The sequence below is a fragment of the Nocardia sp. NPDC050413 genome (assembly GCF_040655475.1).
Classification (GTDB): Bacteria; Actinomycetota; Actinomycetes; order Mycobacteriales; family Mycobacteriaceae; genus Nocardia; species Nocardia coubleae.
Window position 1 is genome coordinate 168,408 of sequence record NZ_JBFAJZ010000007.1, and the last position, 18,472, is coordinate 186,879.

18 protein-coding genes are annotated in these 18,472 nt (G+C 68.4%); 4 read left to right on the forward strand and 14 right to left on the reverse strand.

The annotated features are described in order from the left end of the window. Positions 1-103: 103 nt before the first annotated feature. Positions 104-829 carry a TetR/AcrR family transcriptional regulator gene (locus AB0I19_RS19050; RefSeq protein ID WP_084457387.1) on the reverse strand — a complete coding sequence of 242 codons (726 nt, stop codon included), beginning with the start codon at positions 827-829 and terminating at the stop codon, positions 104-106. A gap of 141 nt (positions 830-970) precedes the next feature. Between AB0I19_RS19050 and AB0I19_RS19055 the strand changes: the two genes are divergently transcribed. Further along, complete coding sequence (locus AB0I19_RS19055; RefSeq protein ID WP_357150346.1) at positions 971-1,606, forward strand: class I SAM-dependent methyltransferase; 636 nt, start codon at positions 971-973, stop codon at positions 1,604-1,606. Between the two features lie 146 nt (positions 1,607-1,752). Here AB0I19_RS19055 and AB0I19_RS19060 read toward each other — a convergent pair whose 3' ends face one another. From AB0I19_RS19060 to AB0I19_RS19080, 5 genes are all read right to left on the reverse strand, one after another. Beyond that, positions 1,753-2,367: a TetR family transcriptional regulator gene (locus AB0I19_RS19060; protein ID WP_225278342.1), complete on the reverse strand. Its 615-nt coding sequence runs from the start codon at positions 2,365-2,367 to the stop codon at positions 1,753-1,755. Positions 2,368-2,371: 4 nt separating this feature from the next. Next, a complete protein-coding gene (locus AB0I19_RS19065; RefSeq protein ID WP_357150347.1) occupies positions 2,372-3,154 on the reverse strand; it encodes an enoyl-CoA hydratase family protein in 783 nt (260 codons plus the stop codon). Between the two features lie 59 nt (positions 3,155-3,213). After that, positions 3,214-4,374, reverse strand: coding sequence for an acyl-CoA dehydrogenase family protein (locus AB0I19_RS19070; RefSeq protein WP_067642048.1), 1,161 nt, complete (start codon positions 4,372-4,374; stop codon positions 3,214-3,216). A 71-nt stretch (positions 4,375-4,445) separates the two neighbouring features. Continuing rightward, complete coding sequence (locus AB0I19_RS19075) at positions 4,446-6,443, reverse strand: biotin carboxylase N-terminal domain-containing protein (protein WP_357150348.1); 1,998 nt, start codon at positions 6,441-6,443, stop codon at positions 4,446-4,448. Between the two features lie 11 nt (positions 6,444-6,454). Further along, complete coding sequence (locus tag AB0I19_RS19080) at positions 6,455-8,053, reverse strand: carboxyl transferase domain-containing protein (RefSeq protein ID WP_357150349.1); 1,599 nt, start codon at positions 8,051-8,053, stop codon at positions 6,455-6,457. 130 nt (positions 8,054-8,183) lie between these two features. Here AB0I19_RS19080 and AB0I19_RS19085 point away from each other — a divergent pair, with 130 nt between their 5' ends. Continuing rightward, positions 8,184-9,365, forward strand: a complete 1,182-nt coding sequence (locus AB0I19_RS19085) for a transposase (protein WP_357150350.1) — start codon at positions 8,184-8,186, stop codon at positions 9,363-9,365. A gap of 13 nt (positions 9,366-9,378) precedes the next feature. Here AB0I19_RS19085 and AB0I19_RS19090 read toward each other — a convergent pair whose 3' ends face one another. Together AB0I19_RS19090 and AB0I19_RS19095 are read right to left on the reverse strand one after the other, a co-directional pair. After that, positions 9,379-10,530 carry an acyl-CoA dehydrogenase family protein gene (locus AB0I19_RS19090; RefSeq protein ID WP_357150351.1) on the reverse strand — a complete coding sequence of 384 codons (1,152 nt, stop codon included), beginning with the start codon at positions 10,528-10,530 and terminating at the stop codon, positions 9,379-9,381. Next, entirely contained in the window at positions 10,527-12,242 is a 1,716-nt protein-coding gene (locus AB0I19_RS19095; protein ID WP_357150352.1) for an acyclic terpene utilization AtuA family protein, read from the reverse strand. The genes AB0I19_RS19090 and AB0I19_RS19095 overlap by 4 nt, the downstream gene beginning before the upstream one ends. An 85-nt stretch (positions 12,243-12,327) precedes the next feature. Here AB0I19_RS19095 and AB0I19_RS19100 point away from each other — a divergent pair, with 85 nt between their 5' ends. After that, positions 12,328-12,468 (forward strand): hypothetical protein, encoded by a 141-nt coding sequence (locus AB0I19_RS19100; protein WP_166655701.1) that lies wholly within the window; start codon positions 12,328-12,330, stop codon positions 12,466-12,468. 6 nt (positions 12,469-12,474) lie between these two features. Here AB0I19_RS19100 and AB0I19_RS19105 read toward each other — a convergent pair whose 3' ends face one another. The 6 genes from AB0I19_RS19105 to thiO form a co-directional block, all read right to left on the reverse strand. Then, positions 12,475-13,257, reverse strand: a complete 783-nt coding sequence (locus AB0I19_RS19105) for an adenylate/guanylate cyclase domain-containing protein (RefSeq protein ID WP_067642132.1) — start codon at positions 13,255-13,257, stop codon at positions 12,475-12,477. Positions 13,258-13,648: 391 nt separating this feature from the next. Then, a complete protein-coding gene (locus AB0I19_RS19110) occupies positions 13,649-14,416 on the reverse strand; it encodes an ABC transporter permease (protein ID WP_357150353.1) in 768 nt (255 codons plus the stop codon). Continuing rightward, a complete protein-coding gene (locus tag AB0I19_RS19115) occupies positions 14,416-15,348 on the reverse strand; it encodes an ATP-binding cassette domain-containing protein (protein ID WP_357150354.1) in 933 nt (310 codons plus the stop codon). Before AB0I19_RS19115 ends, AB0I19_RS19110 begins: the two co-directional genes overlap by 1 nt. Before the next feature lie 83 nt (positions 15,349-15,431). Then, positions 15,432-16,193: a thiazole synthase gene (locus AB0I19_RS19120; protein WP_357150355.1), complete on the reverse strand. Its 762-nt coding sequence runs from the start codon at positions 16,191-16,193 to the stop codon at positions 15,432-15,434. Further along, positions 16,186-16,395: a sulfur carrier protein ThiS gene (gene thiS, locus AB0I19_RS19125; RefSeq protein ID WP_067484462.1), complete on the reverse strand. Its 210-nt coding sequence runs from the start codon at positions 16,393-16,395 to the stop codon at positions 16,186-16,188. The genes AB0I19_RS19120 and thiS overlap by 8 nt, the downstream gene beginning before the upstream one ends. Next, positions 16,392-17,474, reverse strand: coding sequence for a glycine oxidase ThiO (gene thiO, locus AB0I19_RS19130; protein ID WP_357150356.1), 1,083 nt, complete (start codon positions 17,472-17,474; stop codon positions 16,392-16,394). The genes thiS and thiO overlap by 4 nt, the downstream gene beginning before the upstream one ends. Before the next feature lie 297 nt (positions 17,475-17,771). Here thiO and thiE point away from each other — a divergent pair, with 297 nt between their 5' ends. Next, positions 17,772-18,470 (forward strand): thiamine phosphate synthase, encoded by a 699-nt coding sequence (gene thiE, locus AB0I19_RS19135; protein ID WP_067484460.1) that lies wholly within the window; start codon positions 17,772-17,774, stop codon positions 18,468-18,470. Positions 18,471-18,472 lie beyond the last annotated feature (2 nt).

Below are 18,472 nucleotides of genomic sequence, written 5' to 3' on the forward strand. Positions count from 1 at the left end.
ATCGAAACTTGTCGGTGGGCGGGTCCATACTGAGGTCATCGCACCCCCACCGGCTCCAACGACGTAGTCGGCGAGAACAACGAAGTTCGTGCCGGGCGCGAGTTCAGTCAGTCACGAATGCGTCGCGCAGCGGTTCGGCCGGATCGATCCGGACGCCGTTGAACCGGGCGTGAGCTTGGGCGAGGGCCGAGATGCTCTCGGCCAGATAGTCGATGAACCGCTCAACGGGCATCGCCGACACCTCGCGCTGGTTGGCGCCGAGCCACCAGTCCGTCGCCGAGGCGACCGCCCCGAAAATCGAATAGCTCACCAATTCGATGCCCGCCACGTCGACCGACTCGTCCGGCAGCAACCCGGCGATGAATTCGGCGGCGCGCCTGGCCGATTGGCGGGCGGCGGCCAGGGCCCGTTCGGTTTCGCGGGCCTGCTGGCTGAAATGGCTGTGCAGGATGAACCGGAAGACATTCGGGTGCTCCGACACCACCGCCACGTACTCGGCGGCCGCGCGACGCACCAGTTCGGCTGCCGAGTCGTGGGTGAGGTCGATCCCGCCGAGCAGCCGCTCCCAGAGCATTTCGCGCACCCGGTCGACGATCGCGTTGTAGAGATCGGTCTTGTCCTCGAAGTGCCGGTACAGCTTGGGCTTGGCGGCGCCCGCCTCCTTGGCGATGTCGCCCATGCTCACGTCCGGGCCGTGCGCGTCGAGGGCCCGGAAGGCCGCTTCGACGAATTCGATCCGCACCTGCACACGGTGGGCTCGCCAGCGTTCGGTGCGCGCGTCCACACGCCGGGCTGGGACCTCGTCGGCCTTCCGATGCACGCGCGTCACACTGGCAGTATCGCTGGCCACGCGGCGCGACACGCTGCCACCCCTTATTTTTTGCCGTACCGGCAAGGAAGGTTGCCAGTAAATGGCATCGGTGTGCACCATCGAGAACATCCGATCAGACCCGCACCATCAGGAGCTTCGATGACCGAGACCACCCCGACCGCCGAACAGTTCTGGGAAGACTTCTACCGGGAACGCGACCAGATCTGGACCGGCAACGCCAACGCCACCCTCGTCCGCGAAGCCGCCGACCTGACGCCCGGCACGGCCCTCGACCTCGGCTGCGGTGAAGGCGGCGACGCCATCTGGCTGGCCACCCGCGGCTGGCAGGTCACCGCGGTCGACGTGTCGGCCACCGCCATGCAGCGCGGTGCCCAGCACGCGGCCGATGCGGGCGTGAGCATCGAATGGCAGCGCCACGACCTGATGGAGACCTTCCCCGAGGGCACCTTCGATCTGGTCTCCGCGCAGTTCCTGCATTCCCCCGTGGAACGCCCCGACGAACGCGCCCGCATCCTGCGCCGAGCGGCCGAGGCCGTGGCCCCCGGTGGTTCGCTGATCGTCGGCGGACACGCGGGCTGGCCGACCTGGGTGGCCGACAATCCGCCGCACGCCGTCCACTTCCCCACCATCGACGAGGTGATCGAGCAGCTCGACCTCGCTCCCGGCCAGTGGCAGGTGGAGACGGCCGATTTCGTCACCACGCCGTCGACCAGCCCCGACGGTGTCGCGGGCGAAAGGTCCGACAGCGTCGTCCGCGTGCGCCGCCTCGCGTAACTGCGCCGCCTCGCCTGGCTGCGCTGCCTCGCCTGGCTGCGCTGCCCTCGCCTGGCCAGCGGAGTCGCACTGCTGACGGAGTCGAGGGTGCCGCGTGGGTGCCACCCAGCAGCGGTCGACCACCGAGGCGACGGCCCACAAGGGTTTCAGTGGGCCAGGTTGAGGGCGTTGTGCAGAGTGGCGGCCCACTGGTCGACGATGAGTTTGCGGCGCGCCGAGTCGTCGGTGAGGACGTCGGCGAGGCCGAGACCGCGGGCCAGATCGAGGGTGGCCTGCACGAGGTGGTGGGTGACCGGGTCGGAGTCGTCGACGCCGAGCGCTTCCACGGCGCGGCGGTGCGCGATGCGGCCGAAGCGGGCCTCGAGCGGGACGATGCGTTCGCGCAGGGCCGGGTCGGCGGCCGCGTGCGTCCACACCTGCAGCGCGGCCTTGAAGAACGGTGTCGTATAGGACTCGATCAGCGCCGAGACCACGGCGCGGGTGCGGCCGATGCCCTGTGCGACCTCGCGCACCGTTTCGGCTTCGGTCTTGGCCTGGTCCATCCGAAACTCGAACATGTACTCGAGTGCCGCGGTGATCAGATCCTCGCGGGTGGGGAAATGGTGCTGGGCCGCCCCGCGTGACACTCCCGCCCGCTCGGCGACCACCGACACCGTCGCGGCGGCCCAGCCCATCTCGGCCAGGCAGTCGATGGTCGCCTCGAGCAGCCGCTGCCGGGTGGCCCGGCTGCGGTCCTGCTTCGGTTCGTGGGGTGTCGCCATGGGCTTATTGTGCCCAGCTCGGCGGGCGCTTCTGGAAAAAGGCCGTCATACCCTCGATCACCTCGGGGGTGCCGAAGAACCCCGCCGAGCGCTGCGCGAGCTCCTCCACCCGGGCGTCGAAGTCGGCGAGCAATGTCGCGTTGACGAGCTTCTTCGACTCCGCCAGCCCCTGCGGCGACCCCTTGCGCAGTTGTCCACACAGGCGTTTCACCTCGGCCGCCGCGTCGTCGGCCGCGATGGTGACCAGCCCGATCTCCCGCGCCGTCGCCGCGTCGAATTTCTCCCCCGTGAGGAAGTAGCGACTCGCCGACCGCTGGTCCATGCGCGGAACCAGCGTGAGCGAAATCATGAACGGCGCCATCCCGATCCGCACCTCGGTGAGCGCGAAACTACTGCCCGGCCCCGCGACAACCAGATCGCAGGCACCGATGATGCCCATACCGCCGGCACGCACATTCCCGTCGATCTGCGCGATCACCGGCTTCGGCGAGGTGAGAATCCCACGCAACACATCGATCATCACCCGCGTCCGCTGGTCGGCGGCCACCGCCGGATCGACGGTACTCGCCTCCTTGAGGTCCGCACCGGCACAGAACGTGTCCCCGGTGTGGGTGAGCACGATGCCACGCACCGCCGGATCACCTTCAGCCCGGGCGAACCCCTCGAGCAGCTCACGAACCAGCTTCGAGGACAACGCGTTCCGGTTGTGCGGAGAGTCGAAGGTCAACGTGGCGAACCCGTCGACCACTTCGTAGCGGACGAACGGTGCTTCCGTCACGTCACTCATCGGGACTCCTGTTCATCCGAAGTGAAGGCGGTCGCCCCAGCTGGGCGACCGCCGGTAACTCAGTAGGACCGCGGCAGCCCGAGCGAGTGCTGGGCCACGAAGTTGAGGATCATCTCGCGACTGACCGGCGCGATCCGCATGATCCGAGCCGCCTGCAGCATCGCCGACAGCCCGACCTCCTTGGTCAGACCCGACCCACCATGGGTCTGAATCGCCTGATCCAGCGCCTTGATACTGGCCTCGGCGGCGGCGTACTTGGCCATGTTGGCCGCCTCGGCAGCCCCGAACTCATCGCCCGCGTCGTAGAGCGTCGCGGCCTTCTGCATCATCAGCTTGGCCAGTTCCAGCTCGATCTTGATCTGGGCGAGCGGATGCGAAATGCCCTGGTGCGCACCGATCGGCGTCTTCCAGACGGTGCGCTCCTTGGCGTATTCCACCGCGCGGTCGATGGCGTAGCGGCCCAGGCCGATGGCCATGGCCGAGCCCATGATGCGCTCGGGGTTCAGCCCGGCGAACAGCTGCGCCAGGGCCGCGTCCTCGGAGCCGACGAGGGCGTCGGCGGGCAGGCGCACGTCGTCGAAGAACAGCGTGAACTGGTTGTCCGGCTCGATGACGTCCATCTCCTGGACGTTCTTCACCAGGCCGGGCGCGTCGACGGGGACGATGAACAGCGCGGGCTTGAGCTTGCCGGTCTTGTGGTCCTCGGTGCGCGAGACCACCAGGATGGCCTCGGCCTGATCGACACCCGAGATGAAGATCTTGCGGCCGTTGAGGATCCAGTCGTCACCGTCGCGGCGCGCGGTGGTGGTGATCTGGTGGGAGTTGGAGCCGGCGTCGGGTTCGGTGATCGCGAAAACCATCTTCGACGAACCGTCGGCCAGCTTGGGCAGCCAGGTCTGCTTCTGCGCGTCGGTGCCGTACTTGGTGATGATGGTGCCGCAGATGGCCGGGGACACCACCATCAGCAGCAGGCCCGCGCCCTGCGCCGAGAGCTCCTCCTGCACCAGCGCCAGCTCGTACATGCCCGCGCCACCGCCGCCGTACTCCTCGGGCAGGTTCACGCCGAGGAAGCCGAGCTTGCCCGCCTCGTCCCACAGTTCGCTCAGCGGCTCGTTCTTGCGCGAGAGCGGCAGCACGTAGTCGCGGTAGTTGTACTTGGTCGCCAGCGACGCGACCGCCGCGCGCAGCGCCTTCTGCTCTTCGGTTTCGTGGAAGCTCATACTGAACCCTTCTGTCCTGACCCGGAGCCCTCCGTGGTCACGCTTCGCTACCGCCTCCGGGCTTGACCGGATCAGGACGGCTCCTGCTCTTCTTCCTCGACGACGGCGAGGACGGTTCCGACCTCGACCTGCTGGCCGACGGTCACGTTCAACGCACTGAGCACGCCGGTGGCCGGCGCGACGATGGTGTGCTCCATCTTCATGGCTTCCAGCCACAGGATCGGCTGGCCCTGCTCGACGTGGTCGCCCTCGGCGGCGCCGAAGCGGATCACGCTGCCCGGCATGGGCGCGAGCAGCGAACCGGCCGCGACCTGCTCGGACGGGTCGGTGAAGCGCGGCAGCCTGCGCACCGCCACCGGGCCGAGCGGCGAGTCGACCGCCACCAGGTCGTCGTAGCGGGCGATCTCGAACTGGCGGCGCACCGGCCCACGTTCACCCGGCACGGCGAGCACGACCCGGTTCGGCGTCGCCGAGATCAGTTCCAGACCGTCGTGGCCCTCGACTGTCACGGCACCGGACCGGTCGAACCGGTAGCGCACCTCGTGTGTGCCGCTGGTGCGGCTCTCGTAGGACTTGCGCTGCGGCTCCGACGCCAGGTTGCGCCAGCCGCTCGGCGCCAGCCTGCCGAAGCGGTTGGCGGCGTGGTTGGCGGCCGAATCCGCGAGCGCGGCGGCGACGATGGAGAGCGCCTCGTCGGCCTCGGACGCCAGCGGCGCGGACAGGGCAGCCAGGTCGTGGGTGGCGAAGAAGGCGGTGTCGGTGTCACCGGCGAGGAACGCGGGGTGCCGCAGCACGCGCACGAGCAGGTCGCGGTTGGTGACCAGGCCGTGCAGCTTGGCGCGCTGGAGCGCGGTGGCGAGCAGATGCGCTGCCTCGGCGCGGGTTTCGGCGTAGGAGATGACCTTGGCCAGCATCGGGTCGTAGTGGACGCCGACGACCGAGCCGTCGACGACACCGGTGTCGAGGCGGACACCCGGCTGCTCGAGCACGGTGAATTCGCCTGCGGTGAAGGGGATCTCGATCCTGTGCACGCGACCGCTCTGCGGCTGCCAGTCGTGGGCGGGATCCTCGGCGTAGAGCCGGACCTCGATCGAATGGCCGCGCTGGGCGGGCTGGGTCGCGGGCAGCGGCAGACCGGAGGCCACCTGCAGCTGCAGGCGGACCAGGTCCAGCCCGGTGGTCTGCTCGGTGACCGGATGTTCCACCTGCAGACGGGTGTTCATCTCCAGGAAGAAGAAGTCACCCTTCTCGTCGGCGAGGAACTCGACGGTGCCCGCACCCTCGTAGCCGATCGCCTCGGCGGCCAGCCGTGCCGCCTCGAACAGGCGATCGCGCATGCCGTCGATCTTCTCGACCAGCGGCGAAGGAGCCTCTTCGACAACCTTCTGATGACGACGCTGGATCGAGCACTCACGCTCACCGACGGCCCACGTCTTGCCGAAAGTATCGGACATGACCTGGACTTCGATGTGACGGCCGGTCTCGAGGTAGCGCTCGCAGAACACCGTCGGATCGCCGAACGCGGATTCGGCCTCGCGCTGGGCCGCGGCGATCTGGTCTCGCAGATCGCCCAGCTCACGCACCACACGCATACCGCGACCACCACCACCGGCGGAGGCCTTGATGAGCACCGGCAGGTGCGCCTCGGTGACCTCGGCGGGGTCGAGCTCGGCGAGGACGGGGACACCGGCGGCGTCCATCATCTTCTTCGACTCGACCTTCGAGCCCATCTGCTCGATGGCCGCGACCGGCGGACCGATCCACACCAGACCGGCGTCGAGCACCGAGCGCGCGAATTCGGCGTTCTCGGAGAGGAATCCGTAGCCGGGGTGGATGGCGTCGGCGCCGGCCGACAGCGCCGCCTCGATGATCAGCTCACCGCGCAGATACGTCTCGGCCGGAGTGTTGCCGGGCAGCCGGACGGCGGCGTCGGCCTCGGACACGTGCGGGGCCGCGGCATCCGCATCGGAGTACACCGCGGTGGTAGCGATACCCATCCGGCGGCAGGTGGCGAACACGCGGCGCGCGATCTCACCACGATTGGCGACAAGAACATTGGTGATTGGCATGTTGTCGCGCCTCACATTCGGAAGACGCCGAAGCCCTCGGCGCCCTTGATCGGAGCCGTGTGGATGGCCGACAGAGCCATCCCCAGCACGGTGCGGGTGTCACGGGGGTCGATGATGCCGTCGTCGAAGAGCCTGCCCGACAGGAACATCGGCATGGCCTCGGCCTCGATCTGCGCCTCGACCATGGCGGCGAGCCCGGCGGCGGCCTCCTCGTCGAACGGCAGGCCCTTGGCCTCGGCCGCGCCGCGCTGCACGATGGTGAGCACGCCGCCCAGCTGCGCGCCGCCCATCACGGCCGACTTCGCGCTCGGCCAGGCGAACAGGAAGCGCGGGTTGAACGCGCGGCCGCACATGCCGTAGTGGCCGGCGCCGTAGGACGCGCCGATCAGCAACGAGATGTGCGGGACCTTCGAGTTGGCCACCGCGTTGATCATCATCGCGCCGTGCTTGATGATGCCGCCGTGCTCGTAGTCCTTGCCGACCATGTAGCCGGTGGTGTTGTGCAGGAACAGCAGTGGCGTGTTCTTCTTGTTGGCCAGCTGGATGAACTGGGTGGCCTTCTGCGATTCCTCGGAGAACAGCACACCGCGCGCGTTGGCCAGGATGCCGATGGGGAAGCCGTTGATCTCGGCCCAGCCGGTGACCAGGCTGGAGCCGTAGAGCGGCTTGAACTCGTCGAAATCGGAGCCGTCGACGACGCGGGCGATCACCTCGCGCGGGTCGAACGGGATCTTCAGATCCGAAGGCACGATGCCGAGCAGTTCCTCGGGATCGTAGAGCGGCGAGATGACGTCAGTGCGGGGCTCGGGGCCCTGCTTCTTCCAGTTCAGCCTGCGCACGATGCCGCGGCCGATGCGGATAGCGTCCTGCTCGTCGGCGGCCATGTAGTCGGCCAGACCCGAAGTGCGGGCGTGCATCTCGGCGCCGCCGAGGGTCTCGTCGTCGGAGTCCTCACCGGTGGCCATCTTCACCAGCGGCGGTCCGGCCAGGAAGACCTTCGCGCCCTCCTTGACCATCACCACGTAGTCGGACATGCCGGGGATGTAGGCGCCGCCCGCGGTCGAGTTACCGAAAACCAGGGAGATGGTGGGGATCCCGGCCGCCGAGGCCTGGGTCAGGTCGCGGAACATCGCGCCACCCGGGATGAAGACTTCCTTCTGCGTGGGCAGATCGGCGCCGCCGGACTCGACCAGCGAGATCACCGGCAGGCGGTTCTCCTTGACGATGTCGTTGATGCGCAATGTCTTGCGCAGCGTCCACGGGTTGGACGTGCCGCCGCGCACGGTCGGGTCGGGCGCGACGATCATGCACTCGACGCCCTCCACGATGCCGATACCGGCGATCGTCGACGCACCGACGTGGAAGTCACTGCCCCAGGCCGCGAGCGGGCACAGCTCCAGGAACGGCGAGTCCTCGTCGAGCAGCAGTTCGATGCGCTCGCGGGCGGTGAGCTTGCCGCGCTTGTGATGACGGGCCACCTTCTCGGGGCCGCCACCGGCGATGGCCTTGGCGAACTCGGCCTCGACCTCGGTGAGCTTGGTCGCCATCGCCTCCGCGGCGGCGGTGTACTCCGGCGACGCGGTGTCGAGGGTGGAACGGAAGGTCGTCACTGTGCTACCTCCGACGAAGTGTCCGGTTTCGTGCGTTCGGGCGAAGCAGCTCGCGCTCGTCGCTTGTGCATAGATGAGGGCTCCGTTCGAGTCATCACAGAATTCCGCCTTGAGCTGGTAATTTAGGATCGTGGAAGAGGTCGCGCGCTACACCTACCGCTTGCGCCCTGGCGTGACCGCGGAGCGTGCCCTTGTCGACGAATGGAATCGCTGTCGCTACTTGTGGAACGAGGCGGTTCATCAACAACAGGCCGGACGCAAGCCCACCCAAGCGAAGTTGGGGAAGTTGCTGACTGCGGCGCGCGCGGCGAACACTTGGCTGCGGGCTGGGTCTCAGAATGCTCAAGCCTGCACGCTGAACACCTACTCGACTGCGCTCGACCAGTCGTTCAAGATCAAAGAACGCAATCGGCCCCGGATCAAGAAGCGTGCGAAGACGCTGCCGTCCCTGGGATACACCCGCAACGGATTCTCGATCAGAGATGGTCGATTGCGATTGCCGAAAGGCGTGAGTATCCCGGTCGTCTGGTCGCGCGAACTCCCTGCCGAACCGACTTCGGTCCGTGTGTACCGGGACAGCATCGGACACTGGTATGCGTCGTTCGTTGTCCGCCGAGAGGCCCGACAACAACCGCACACCGCTGGCAGCGGCATCGGTATCGACTGGGGTGTGACCACCACAGCGACTACGACGAATCCTTCCTACGATCTGCCGTTCGGCGGCCACCGGCGCCGATGTGCGGCTGAGTTGGCAAAACAACAGAGGCGCATGTCCCGTCGACGTAGACCGCGTGACCGCGCCCCGTCGAAGGGTTACCAGATAGCGCGCCGACATGCCGCCAAGCTCTACAAGAAGGCTCAGCGACAGAACACTCATGCTGCCCGAATCTGGGCCAAAAGTATTGTCGCGGACCATCAATTGATCGCTGTCGAGGACTTCAAACCGAGATTCCTGGCCAAGTCCACGATGGCACGAAAGTCGGCCGATGCCGCGATCAGCACGGCGAAGCGAGAACTGATCGAGCGTGCCGTGCGGGCCGGACGTCAGGTGGTGATCGTCGTGCCCGCCTACACGACGATGACGTGCTCCGTCTGCTTCGCGAGAACCAAGCAGCGGTTGGAGCTCGCCGAACGAACCTTCCGATGCCAAGACTGCGGCAACACCGATACTCGGGACCGCAACGCGGCCAGGACGATCCTGGCTGTGGCAGAACGGGGCCACACCAGTGTTGACGACATAAGTCACGGTTCTGCCTCCTCTCATGAGGGCGTGGACTCCGTGCGGTCTGAGCTGGAAATCCTTCGGCCTTGAGCCGCGGGAGCCGTTAAGACTGGTACCCCAATACTTTCGACGCCAGCATGGTCAGGATCTCGTTGGTGCCGCCACCGATGCCGATGATGCGGATGTCGCGGTAGATGCGCTCCACCTCGGACTCGCGCATGTAGCCCATGCCGCCGTGCAGCTGGACGGCCTGGTTGGCGACCCATTCCACGGTCTCGACGGCGGTGTTCTTGGCGAAACAGACCTCCGCGATGAGGCCCTGCTCGCCGTTCTCCACCCGCTCCACCAGCGAGCGGGTGTACACGCGGGCGATGTCGACGCGGCGGGCCATCTCGGTGAGCGTCATCTGCACCGACTGGCGGCTGATCAGCGGGCGGCCGAAGGTCTCCCGGTTACGGCACCACTCGAGGGTGAGGTCCAGCGCGCGCTGGGCCATCGAGTACGCCTGCACGGCCAGGCCGACCCGCTCGCTCACGAACGCGCTCGCGATCTGCGCGAATCCGGAGTTCTCGGCGCCGACCAGGTTGGTCGCGGGCACCCGCACATCGGTGAACGACAGCTCGCCGGTGTCCGAGGCCAGCCAGCCCATCTTCTCCAGCTTGCGGGTGACCTCGAAGCCCGGTGTGTCGGTGGGCACGATGATCAGCGAGACCCCGGCGGCGCCGGGCCCACCGGTGCGCACGGCGGTGACGATGAAGTCGGCGCGGCAGGCCGAGGTGATGAAGGTCTTGGCGCCGTTGATGATGTAGTCGTCGCCGTCACGCACCGCCGAGGTGGTGAGGTGGCCGACGTCGGAGCCGCCGCCGGGTTCGGTGATGGCGAGGGAGCCGATCAGGTCACCGGCCAGGGTGGGCTTCACCCAGCGGTCGATCTGCTCCTGGTTGCCCGAGGCGATGATGTGCGGCAACGAGATTCCGCACGTGAACAGCGACGCCCAGGTGCCGCCGGAGGCACCCGCGTAGTGGAACTCCTCGCCCACGATGACACCGTCGATGGGCGAACCGCCCTCGCCACCGGCGAATTCGGGGTACTCGATGCCGAGCAGGCCGAGTTCACCCGCCTTCTTGTGCAGCTCACGCGGCAGGGCGCCTTCGCGCTCCCAGGAGTCCAGGTCGGGCAGGATTTCGCGCTCGACGAACCCGCGCACGGTGGCGCGCAGCTCTTTTCGTTCCGGCGTGTCCCATACAGATGTCATGCGAGCAGCTCCGTCGGCATGTCGATGTGGCGAGAGCGCAGCCATTCGCCGAGCCCCTTGGCCTGCGGGTCGAAACGCGCCTGGTAGGCGACGCCCTTGCCGAGCAGGCCGGTGATGATGAAGTTGATCGCCCGCAGGTTGGGCAGTACGTGGCGGGTGACGTCGAGTTCGGCTGTCTCGGGCAACAATTCACGCAGCTTCTCGACGGTGAGAGTGTGCGCGAGCCAGCGCCACTGCTCGTCGGTGCGCACCCAGACACCGATATTGGCGTCACCGCCCTTGTCGCCGCTGCGGGCCAGCGCGATGCTGCCGAGCGGGACACGACGGGTCTCGGTGGGCGGCAGCGGTTCCGGGAGCTCGGGTTCCGGAAGTGGTTCGAGTGCACGGGTTTCGGTCGCAGGCGCGATATCGACCCGGGTGCCGTCGGCGAGGACCGCGACGTGGGGTACTTCCTGCGCGTCGACGTAACCGGGGGTGAAGACACCGTAGGGCGAACCGTTGCCGGGCAGCGCGGTGAAGGTGCAACCCGGGTAACTGGCAAGCGCCAATTCGACAGCGACACTGGAGAAACCGCGGCCGACCTTGTTCGGATCCGGGTCGCGCACCACGCAGCGGAGGATGGCGCTGGCCTGCTCCTCGGTGTCGGCATCCGGACGGTCCAGACGGGCAAGGGTCCAGCTGATCTCGGCGGGCTTCACCGGCAGCCACGATTCGAGCTGCCGTTGTGCCAGTTCGGCTTTCGCCTCGATCTCCAACCCGGTGAGGATGAAGGCCATCTCGTTGCGGAAGCCGCCGAGCGTGTTGAGCGAGACCTTGAGCTGCGGCGGCGGGGCCTCACCGGTGACACCACTGATGAGAACGCGGTCCGGACCCTCCTGGCTCAGGGCGATGCTGTCCAGGCGGGTGGTCACATCGGGTCCGGCGTAGCGCGCGCTCTGGATCTCGTACATTAGCTGCGCTTCGACCGTGTCGACGGTGACCGCGCCACCCGTGCCCGCGTGCTTGGTGATGACACTCGACCCGTCACGGCGGATCTCGGCGATCGGGAAACCGGGGCGGCCGAGATCACCCAGTTCGGTGAAGAAGGCGAAGTTGCCGCCGGTGGCCTGCGTGCTGCACTCGATCACGTGGCCGGCCACCACAGCACCCGCGAGCGCGTCGTACTCGGTTCGGCCCCAACCGAAGTGGGCCGCCGCCGGGCCGACAATCACCGAGGCGTCGGTGACCCGGCCGGTGACGACGATGTCGGCGCCGGAGTTCAGGCACTCCACGATGCCCCAGGCGCCGAGGTAGGCGTTGGCCGTGAGCGGCTGACCCAGGTCCAGGTCGCCCGCCCTCGCGACGAGGTCGTCGCCTTCGACGTGCGCGATCTTGGCATCGAGACCGAGGTCGGCGGCGACCTTGCGCAGCCGCTCGGCCAGCCCGGCCGGATTCAGGCCGCCCGCGTTGGCGACGATCTGGACGTTGCGCTCCAGCGCTAGACCGAGACACTCCTCGATCTGCTTGACGAAGGTCTTGGCGTAGCCGAGGCTCGGGTCCTTCATCCGGTCGCGGCCGAGGATCAGCATGGTGAGTTCGGCGAGGTAGTCGCCGGTGAGCACGTCGAGATCGCCGCCCTCGAGCATTTCGCGCATTGCGCTGAGCCGGTCGCCGTAGAAACCGGAGCAATTACCGATCCGGATCACGTCCGGGTCAGCGGAGAGTGCACTCATGGCACCCAGGATCACATCGGTCCCGTAAAAAAGCAAGCATGCGTGCTTGTTAACTGCGGGCAATTCACCAGGCAAGATGGTGAGCATGTCTGCGGTCCTGCTCTTCGCCCTCGCCGGTTTCCTGCTCGGCGGCGCCTACACCACCTGGAAGAACAATCGCGCGATGTCCATCGCCCTGATCGCCGCGGCCGCCCTCGCCGCCGCAGGCGCGTTCCTCTGGCTCTGACCGCCGTCAGGCCGGGGTCAGTTTGAAGATCTTCACGTCCTCGGGGACGCCGTTGAGGGGGGCTGCCCAGAAGTTGCGGCGGTAGAGCTTGGCGGTGACGCCGAGGTCGGTGAGGGTTTCCGGGCGTAGGGCAGCCATGGTTGTGCTGGAGATCATGGTGTTGCCGTTGCCGCCTGCCTCCATCATGCGGGCGGCGATGTTCACGTCGACGCCGAGCCAGTCGCCACCGATCTCGCGCGGGGACCCGGTGTGCAAGCCGACGCGCATGCGCGGTTTATAGCCCTGTACCTCCACGTCCTCGAGGTTGCGGCGGGCCGCGAGGGCGGCGCGCACCGCGCGGTCGGGTGAGGAGAACACGGCCATCAGGCCGTCGCCCATGCGTTTGACCACCTGGCCGCCGCGCTCGGCGATCGGCGGTTCGATGGCCTTGGCCACCTTGCGCAACAGGTCGAGGGTGCGTTCGTCACCTGCGGCGAGCGCCCAGCTGGAGAAGCCGACCAGGTCGGTGAACACGATCGTCACCTCCTCGGTGCCCCGGCCACGCCCGACACGCTCCAGGGCGGCCTGCCACACCTGCAGCGCGCCGAAACCGATCTCGCGTGCCGCTGTCGGCGCGCCACCGGCGATCCGGTCGGCGACCCTGGCCACCGCCCGCGCCCCACCCGGCCCCGACACCGACAGCGGATCGCCGAACGCCGGGTCGCCCGGCAGCTGCTGACGGGCCTTGCGCAATGCGCCGATCACGTCGGCACGACGGTTGGCGGCCTGCAGTTTCGACGAGATCTGCACACGACGACGACCGTTGCGGGCACCGGACTCCTCGGAGCCGGCATCGACGGTCGGCTCCAACGGGATGAACACCTCGGCGTCAGCGTCACGCTGTCGCGGATCCGGCGCGCCAGAAGGCGTTTCACTCACGGCCTGAGCCTACAGCTCCGCCTCCCCGAAAATTAAGGCCAGACTTGGGTGCGGGGTGAATTGCGTCGGCGGCCAGACGGTGTCGGGGGTTGAGGTAGCCCGTGCCCGGTGAGTTACCCATGTGCTTTCGCGATATGTGGGGATACGCATAAACCCCCGGCGTCCGGGCAGCGGACGCCGGGGGTTTCGGGGAGGACCTCCCGACAAGGTCGCCCCCACGCGGCCCGGGCTTGTTGCGAGGGCAGCCCGGGCAGGACCAGGGTTATGCGTCGCGGCGGTTCACTACCACCAGGGCGCCGGCGAAGACGATGACGCAGAACGCGGCGAAGTAGGCCAAGCTGCCCCACACTCCCCAGTGCCAGTCGCCCGAGACCTCCTCGACCGACAGGAAACGGTTCGCGTTGGCGAAGGGCAGGAACGGGTTGACCGCGCGGCCGAAGCTGCCGAACGCGCCGAGCAGGCTCTCGATGAGCAACGGCCACAGCACGATGAGCGAGATGGCGGCCGCGGACTGGCGAACCAGCACACCGACGCCGACTGCCAGCAGCACGCTCAGGAAGGCGTAGATCGGGATGCCGTAGATGGCGCGCCAGTTGCCGTCGAGCACGAGCATCGGGGCGTCGTCACCGACGATCGCCTTGGCCACCACGAAGGCCGCCAGCGCGAGCACCCCCGTCAGCACCGCCGCGTACACGCCGACCAGACCGGCCTTGGACACGATCACCTTCGACCGGTTGGGCACCGCGAGGAAGCTCGTCCGGATCACCCCGAAGCGGTATTCGCTGGTCACCGTGAGCGCGGCCATGATCATCAGCACCATCACGCCGAAGCCCGTCACACCCGAGGTCGCCAGGCTCGGGGTGAGCATCGGCGGACCCTCGCCCGGCTCGGTCGCCTGGGAGGTGTCGACGCTGGTGATGACGGCCATCAGGGCCGCGAGGCCGATGCCGAGCAGCACCACCACCGCCGAGCACCACCACGGCGAACGGGTGGAGGTGAGTTTGATTCGTTCCGCAGCGAGCACGCCCATCAGAGCGCACCTCCCATCACCTGATCGATTCCCCCGCCGTGGTATTCCACGGCGCCGCCGGTCATCCGCATGAACGCCTCCTCGAGGGAGGCCTGCTGCGGTGCCAGCTCGTAGAGCGTGACGCCGTTGGTTCCGGCGACCTTGCCGACCTCGTCGCTGGTCACCCCGGTGACGACCAGCGCGGCGTCGCCGTCCTCACGCACGGTCATGCCGTGCGAGGTGAGCAGGCTGCGCAGCTGGTCGAGTTGCGGACTCCGCACGCGCACCGACTGTTCGGACGCGCGTTCGATGAAGTCCTTGGTCGTGGTGTCGGCGATGAGTTTGCCGCGACCGATGACGATCAGATGGTCGGCGGTCTGCGCCATCTCCGAAAGCAGGTGGCTCGAGACCAGCACCGTGCGGCCCTCGGCGGCGAGGCGCTGCATGAACCGGCGGATCCACAGGATGCCCTCGGGGTCGAGACCGTTGACCGGCTCGTCGAACAGCAGCACCTTCGGATCACCCAGCAACGCGCCGGCAAGGCCGAGCCGCTGTGACATGCCGAGCGAGAAGCCGCCTGCGTTCTTACCCGCCACCTCGGACAGGCCGACCAGCCGCAACACCTCCTCGACGCGGTCCTTGGGCAGGTCGTTGGACGCGGCCAGCCATTGCAGATGCGCGCGCGCCGACCGGTTGGGATGCACCCATTTGGCGTCGAGCAGCGCACCCACCTGGGTGAGTGGCCGCTCGAGCTCCTGGTACAGCTTGCCGCCGATCAACGCGGTGCCCGCGGTGGGTTTGTCCAACCCGAGGATCATCCGCATCGTCGTCGATTTACCCGCACCGTTGGGTCCCAGGAACCCGGTCACCTGTCCAGGCTGGACGGTGAACGAGAGATCCTGTACCGCGACGGTCTGGCCGAATTTCTTGGTCAGGCCCCTCAGCTCGATCATGCGTCCAGCATGCCCCAGCAAACCCGGCGCGCGCGTCGGCTGGAAGTCGCGAGTCGGGTCATCCTCGAGGATGACCCGAACCCTTAGCGGGCTGGGGAAGAAGCCTGAGCCCAGAAACGCTTCGGGATGCGGCCCGCCTGCCGGGCCAGGTAGCCCCCGCGCACGGCCGCGGCCATCGCCGACGCCATCAGCTCGGGTTCGCGGGCCCTGGTGACAGCGGTGGCGAGCAAGACGGCCGAGCAGCCGAGTTCCATGGCGAGCGCGGCGTCGCTGGCCGTGCCGATGCCCGCGTCGAGGATCACCGGCACGCCCGCGCCCGCCACGATCATCTCGATATTGTGCGGATTGCCGATGCCCAGGCCGGTGCCGATCGGTGAGCCGAGCGGCATCACGGCGGCACAGCCCGCGTCTTCGAGGCGGCGGGCCAGGGTCGGGTCGTCGGTGGTGTAGGGCAGGACGACGAAACCGTCGTCGACCAGCTTCTCGGCGGCGTCGAGCAGTTCGAACGGGTCAGGTAGCAGCGTGCGCTCGTCGGCGACGACCTCGAGCTTCACCCAGTTCGTCTCCAGCGCCTCGCGGGCGAGCTGGGCGGTGAGCACGGCCTCGGCGGCGGTGCGGCAGCCCGCCGTGTTCGGCAGCAGGGTGATGTTCAGGCGTTTCAGCAGGTCGAGCACGCCGGTGCCGCCGGTCGCGTCGACGCGGCGCATGGCGACCGTGGTGAGTTCGGTGCCCGAGGCGATCAGGGCCTGCTCGAGCACGGCGAGGTTCTCGGCGCCGCCGGTGCCCATGATGAGCCGCGAACCGAACTCCTTGTCCGCGATCCGCAATGGTGCGAGGTCAGCCACCCTGCACCGCCGTGAGCACCTCGATGGTCCAGCCGCGGCCGACCGGTTCGTCCCAGCGCGACTTCGGGAACACCGCGCCGTCGACCGCCAATGCCACACCCTGACAGGGCAATTCGAGCCGGGTGAGCAGTTCGCGGACGCTGAGCGGCTCGGCGAACTCGTGGTCGGCACCGTTGACGGTGACGCCGATCGGGATGGTCATCGGGTTCCTCCTCGAGACAGCACGGATGCTGGAAAACGTTGCGGTGCGGCCAGTTCCGCGACCGGCGTGGTGACACCGTCGAGCAGGCCGGGGACGAGGGCCGCGGTGAGCGCGAGGGTGAGCATGCCGTTGCGGCCGTGTCCGGTGGCCGCGAGTACCCGGTCGTCGAGCGGACCGAGCAGCGGCAGGTTGTCGGGGGTGGCGGGGCGGGAACCGGCGGCGGCCTCGGCCAGCTCGTATTCGCCGATGCCCGGCAGGATGGCTTCGGCGTCGGCGATCAGGTCACGGACCCCACCGACGGTGACAGTCGTGTCGAGTCCTGCCTCGTATTGGGTTGCGCCGAGGACGATTCCGTCCGCCCTTGGCACCAGGTACACCGGCCTGCCGTGCACCCGCGCACGGATCACGCGGGTCGGTGGTGGACTCACACCCGGCCTGCGGCGCAACCGCAGGATCTCCCCCTTCACCGGGCGTACCGGCAGACCCGGCCACAGCTCGGCGGACCGTGCGCCCGCCGCGAGGACGACCCGATCGTGCGGCAGATCGTCCAGTGCGGCAACGGATTCCGCGCGAATCTCGACGCCCGCAGCGGCACAGGCAGCGCGCAGTGCGCGCAGGACGCGGCGATTGTCGACGGCCGGTTCCGTCCTGGCGTGCAGGCCTGCGCGGACGGTGCGGGCCAGCGCCGGTTCCAGCGCGCGGACGCCGGAGCGGTCGAGGACTGGGAGATCGTGGCCGAAACCGGCGAGCCAGTCCGCGACGGTGCGCAGGTCCTGGACGTCGGCGGCGTCGAGGGCGACGGTGAGGGTCTCGTCGGCGACGAAGACGGACTCGCCGGTGATCGCGCGCAGCTGCTCGGCGAAGGACGGCCAGGCGGACAGGGCCGCGGCGCCGAATTCCAGCACGCGGTCCTCACCGGGCCAGCCTTCCGACAACGGTGCGAGCATTCCGCCCGCGACGAAGGACGCACCGGTTCCGGGTGCCGGGTCGAACACGGTGACGGCCCAGCCCGCCTCGGTGGCCCGCCATGCGACGGCGAGTCCGACGGCACCGCCGCCGACAACCGCCAGTGTCCGCATCAACGCCTCCGTGTCCCGTTGCGGCTGGCGCCGCAGGTTTCGCCTGTTGCCGTGTCCTTCGCCGCGGTTGGTCGGCCCGAGGCCGTGACCGGCGCTGTGGGTTCTCGTACTGTCGCCGCGACGTTGCGGACGGCGCCGCGGGTCGGGCGGCCCAGATCGAGGCGGCCGAGAACCGGGGCCACCGCTGGTCGAACATCGAGGGTTCCGACGACGGGCTCGGCGGGATTGCCGCGAGTCCACCGTGTCGAGGGGTTTCGACGTTCGCGGTTCCACGGTAGCGCGACTACCGTCGACACTGTGCAGCCCTCCCATCCGAACCGTTCCGTCCCGCCGCGGGAACGCCTCTCCTCGGCCCTGCTGTATCTGTGCACCGACGCACGCCGGGAGAAGGGCGATCTGGCCAGGTTCGTCGATGCCGCGCTGGCCGGTGGCGTCGACATCGTGCAGTTGCGTGACAAAGGGTCGCCGGGCGAGGCCGAGTTCGGGCCGCTCGAGGCGAAGGCCGAACTCGGTGCGCTCGCCGAGATCAAGGCGGCCACCCGGCGGCACGGCGCGCTGCTCGCGGTGAACGATCGCGCCGATATCGCCCTCGCCGCCGGCGCCGACGTGCTCCACCTGGGCCAAGGCGATCTCCCGCCCGCCTACGCGCGCCGCATCCTCGGCCCCGATGTGGTGATCGGCCGGTCGACCCACAACCGCAACCAGGCCGGTCTGGCCGCGATCGACGGCCACCTCGACTACTTCTGCACCGGTCCCATCTGGACCACCCCGACCAAACCGGGCAGGCAAGCCGCGGGCGTCGACCTGATCCGCACCACTGCCGACTCCCACCCCACGCTCCCCTGGTTCGCGATCGGCGGCATCGACACCGAACGTCTCCCGGAAGTCCTCGAAGCCGGAGCCCGCCGCGTGGTCGTCGTCCGCGCGATCACCGAGGCCGCCGACCCCGAAGCCGCCGCCCGGGAACTCAAATCGGCCCTCCTCGCCGCCTCCTGAAC

What these genes read in the sequence shown, in the direction of transcription:
- AB0I19_RS19115 (WP_357150354.1), bottom strand. Translation starts at nt 15,348, where the DNA reads ATGATCGAGCTGAGGGGCCTGACCAAGAAATTCGGCCAGACCGTCGCG.
- AB0I19_RS19055 (WP_357150346.1), top strand. Translation starts at nt 971, where the DNA reads ATGACCGAGACCACCCCGACCGCCGAACAGTTCTGGGAAGACTTCTAC.
- AB0I19_RS19075 (WP_357150348.1), bottom strand. Translation starts at nt 6,443, where the DNA reads ATGCCAATCACCAATGTTCTTGTCGCCAATCGTGGTGAGATCGCGCGC.
- AB0I19_RS19060 (WP_225278342.1), bottom strand. Translation starts at nt 2,367, where the DNA reads ATGGCGACACCCCACGAACCGAAGCAGGACCGCAGCCGGGCCACCCGG.
- AB0I19_RS19095 (WP_357150352.1), bottom strand. Translation starts at nt 12,242, where the DNA reads ATGAGTGCACTCTCCGCTGACCCGGACGTGATCCGGATCGGTAATTGC.
- AB0I19_RS19070 (WP_067642048.1), bottom strand. Translation starts at nt 4,374, where the DNA reads ATGAGCTTCCACGAAACCGAAGAGCAGAAGGCGCTGCGCGCGGCGGTC.
- AB0I19_RS19090 (WP_357150351.1), bottom strand. Translation starts at nt 10,530, where the DNA reads ATGACATCTGTATGGGACACGCCGGAACGAAAAGAGCTGCGCGCCACC.
- thiS (WP_067484462.1), bottom strand. Translation starts at nt 16,395, where the DNA reads ATGACCATCCCGATCGGCGTCACCGTCAACGGTGCCGACCACGAGTTC.
- AB0I19_RS19110 (WP_357150353.1), bottom strand. Translation starts at nt 14,416, where the DNA reads ATGGGCGTGCTCGCTGCGGAACGAATCAAACTCACCTCCACCCGTTCG.
- AB0I19_RS19100 (WP_166655701.1), top strand. Translation starts at nt 12,328, where the DNA reads ATGTCTGCGGTCCTGCTCTTCGCCCTCGCCGGTTTCCTGCTCGGCGGC.
- thiO (WP_357150356.1), bottom strand. Translation starts at nt 17,474, where the DNA reads ATGCGGACACTGGCGGTTGTCGGCGGCGGTGCCGTCGGACTCGCCGTC.
- AB0I19_RS19065 (WP_357150347.1), bottom strand. Translation starts at nt 3,154, where the DNA reads ATGAGTGACGTGACGGAAGCACCGTTCGTCCGCTACGAAGTGGTCGAC.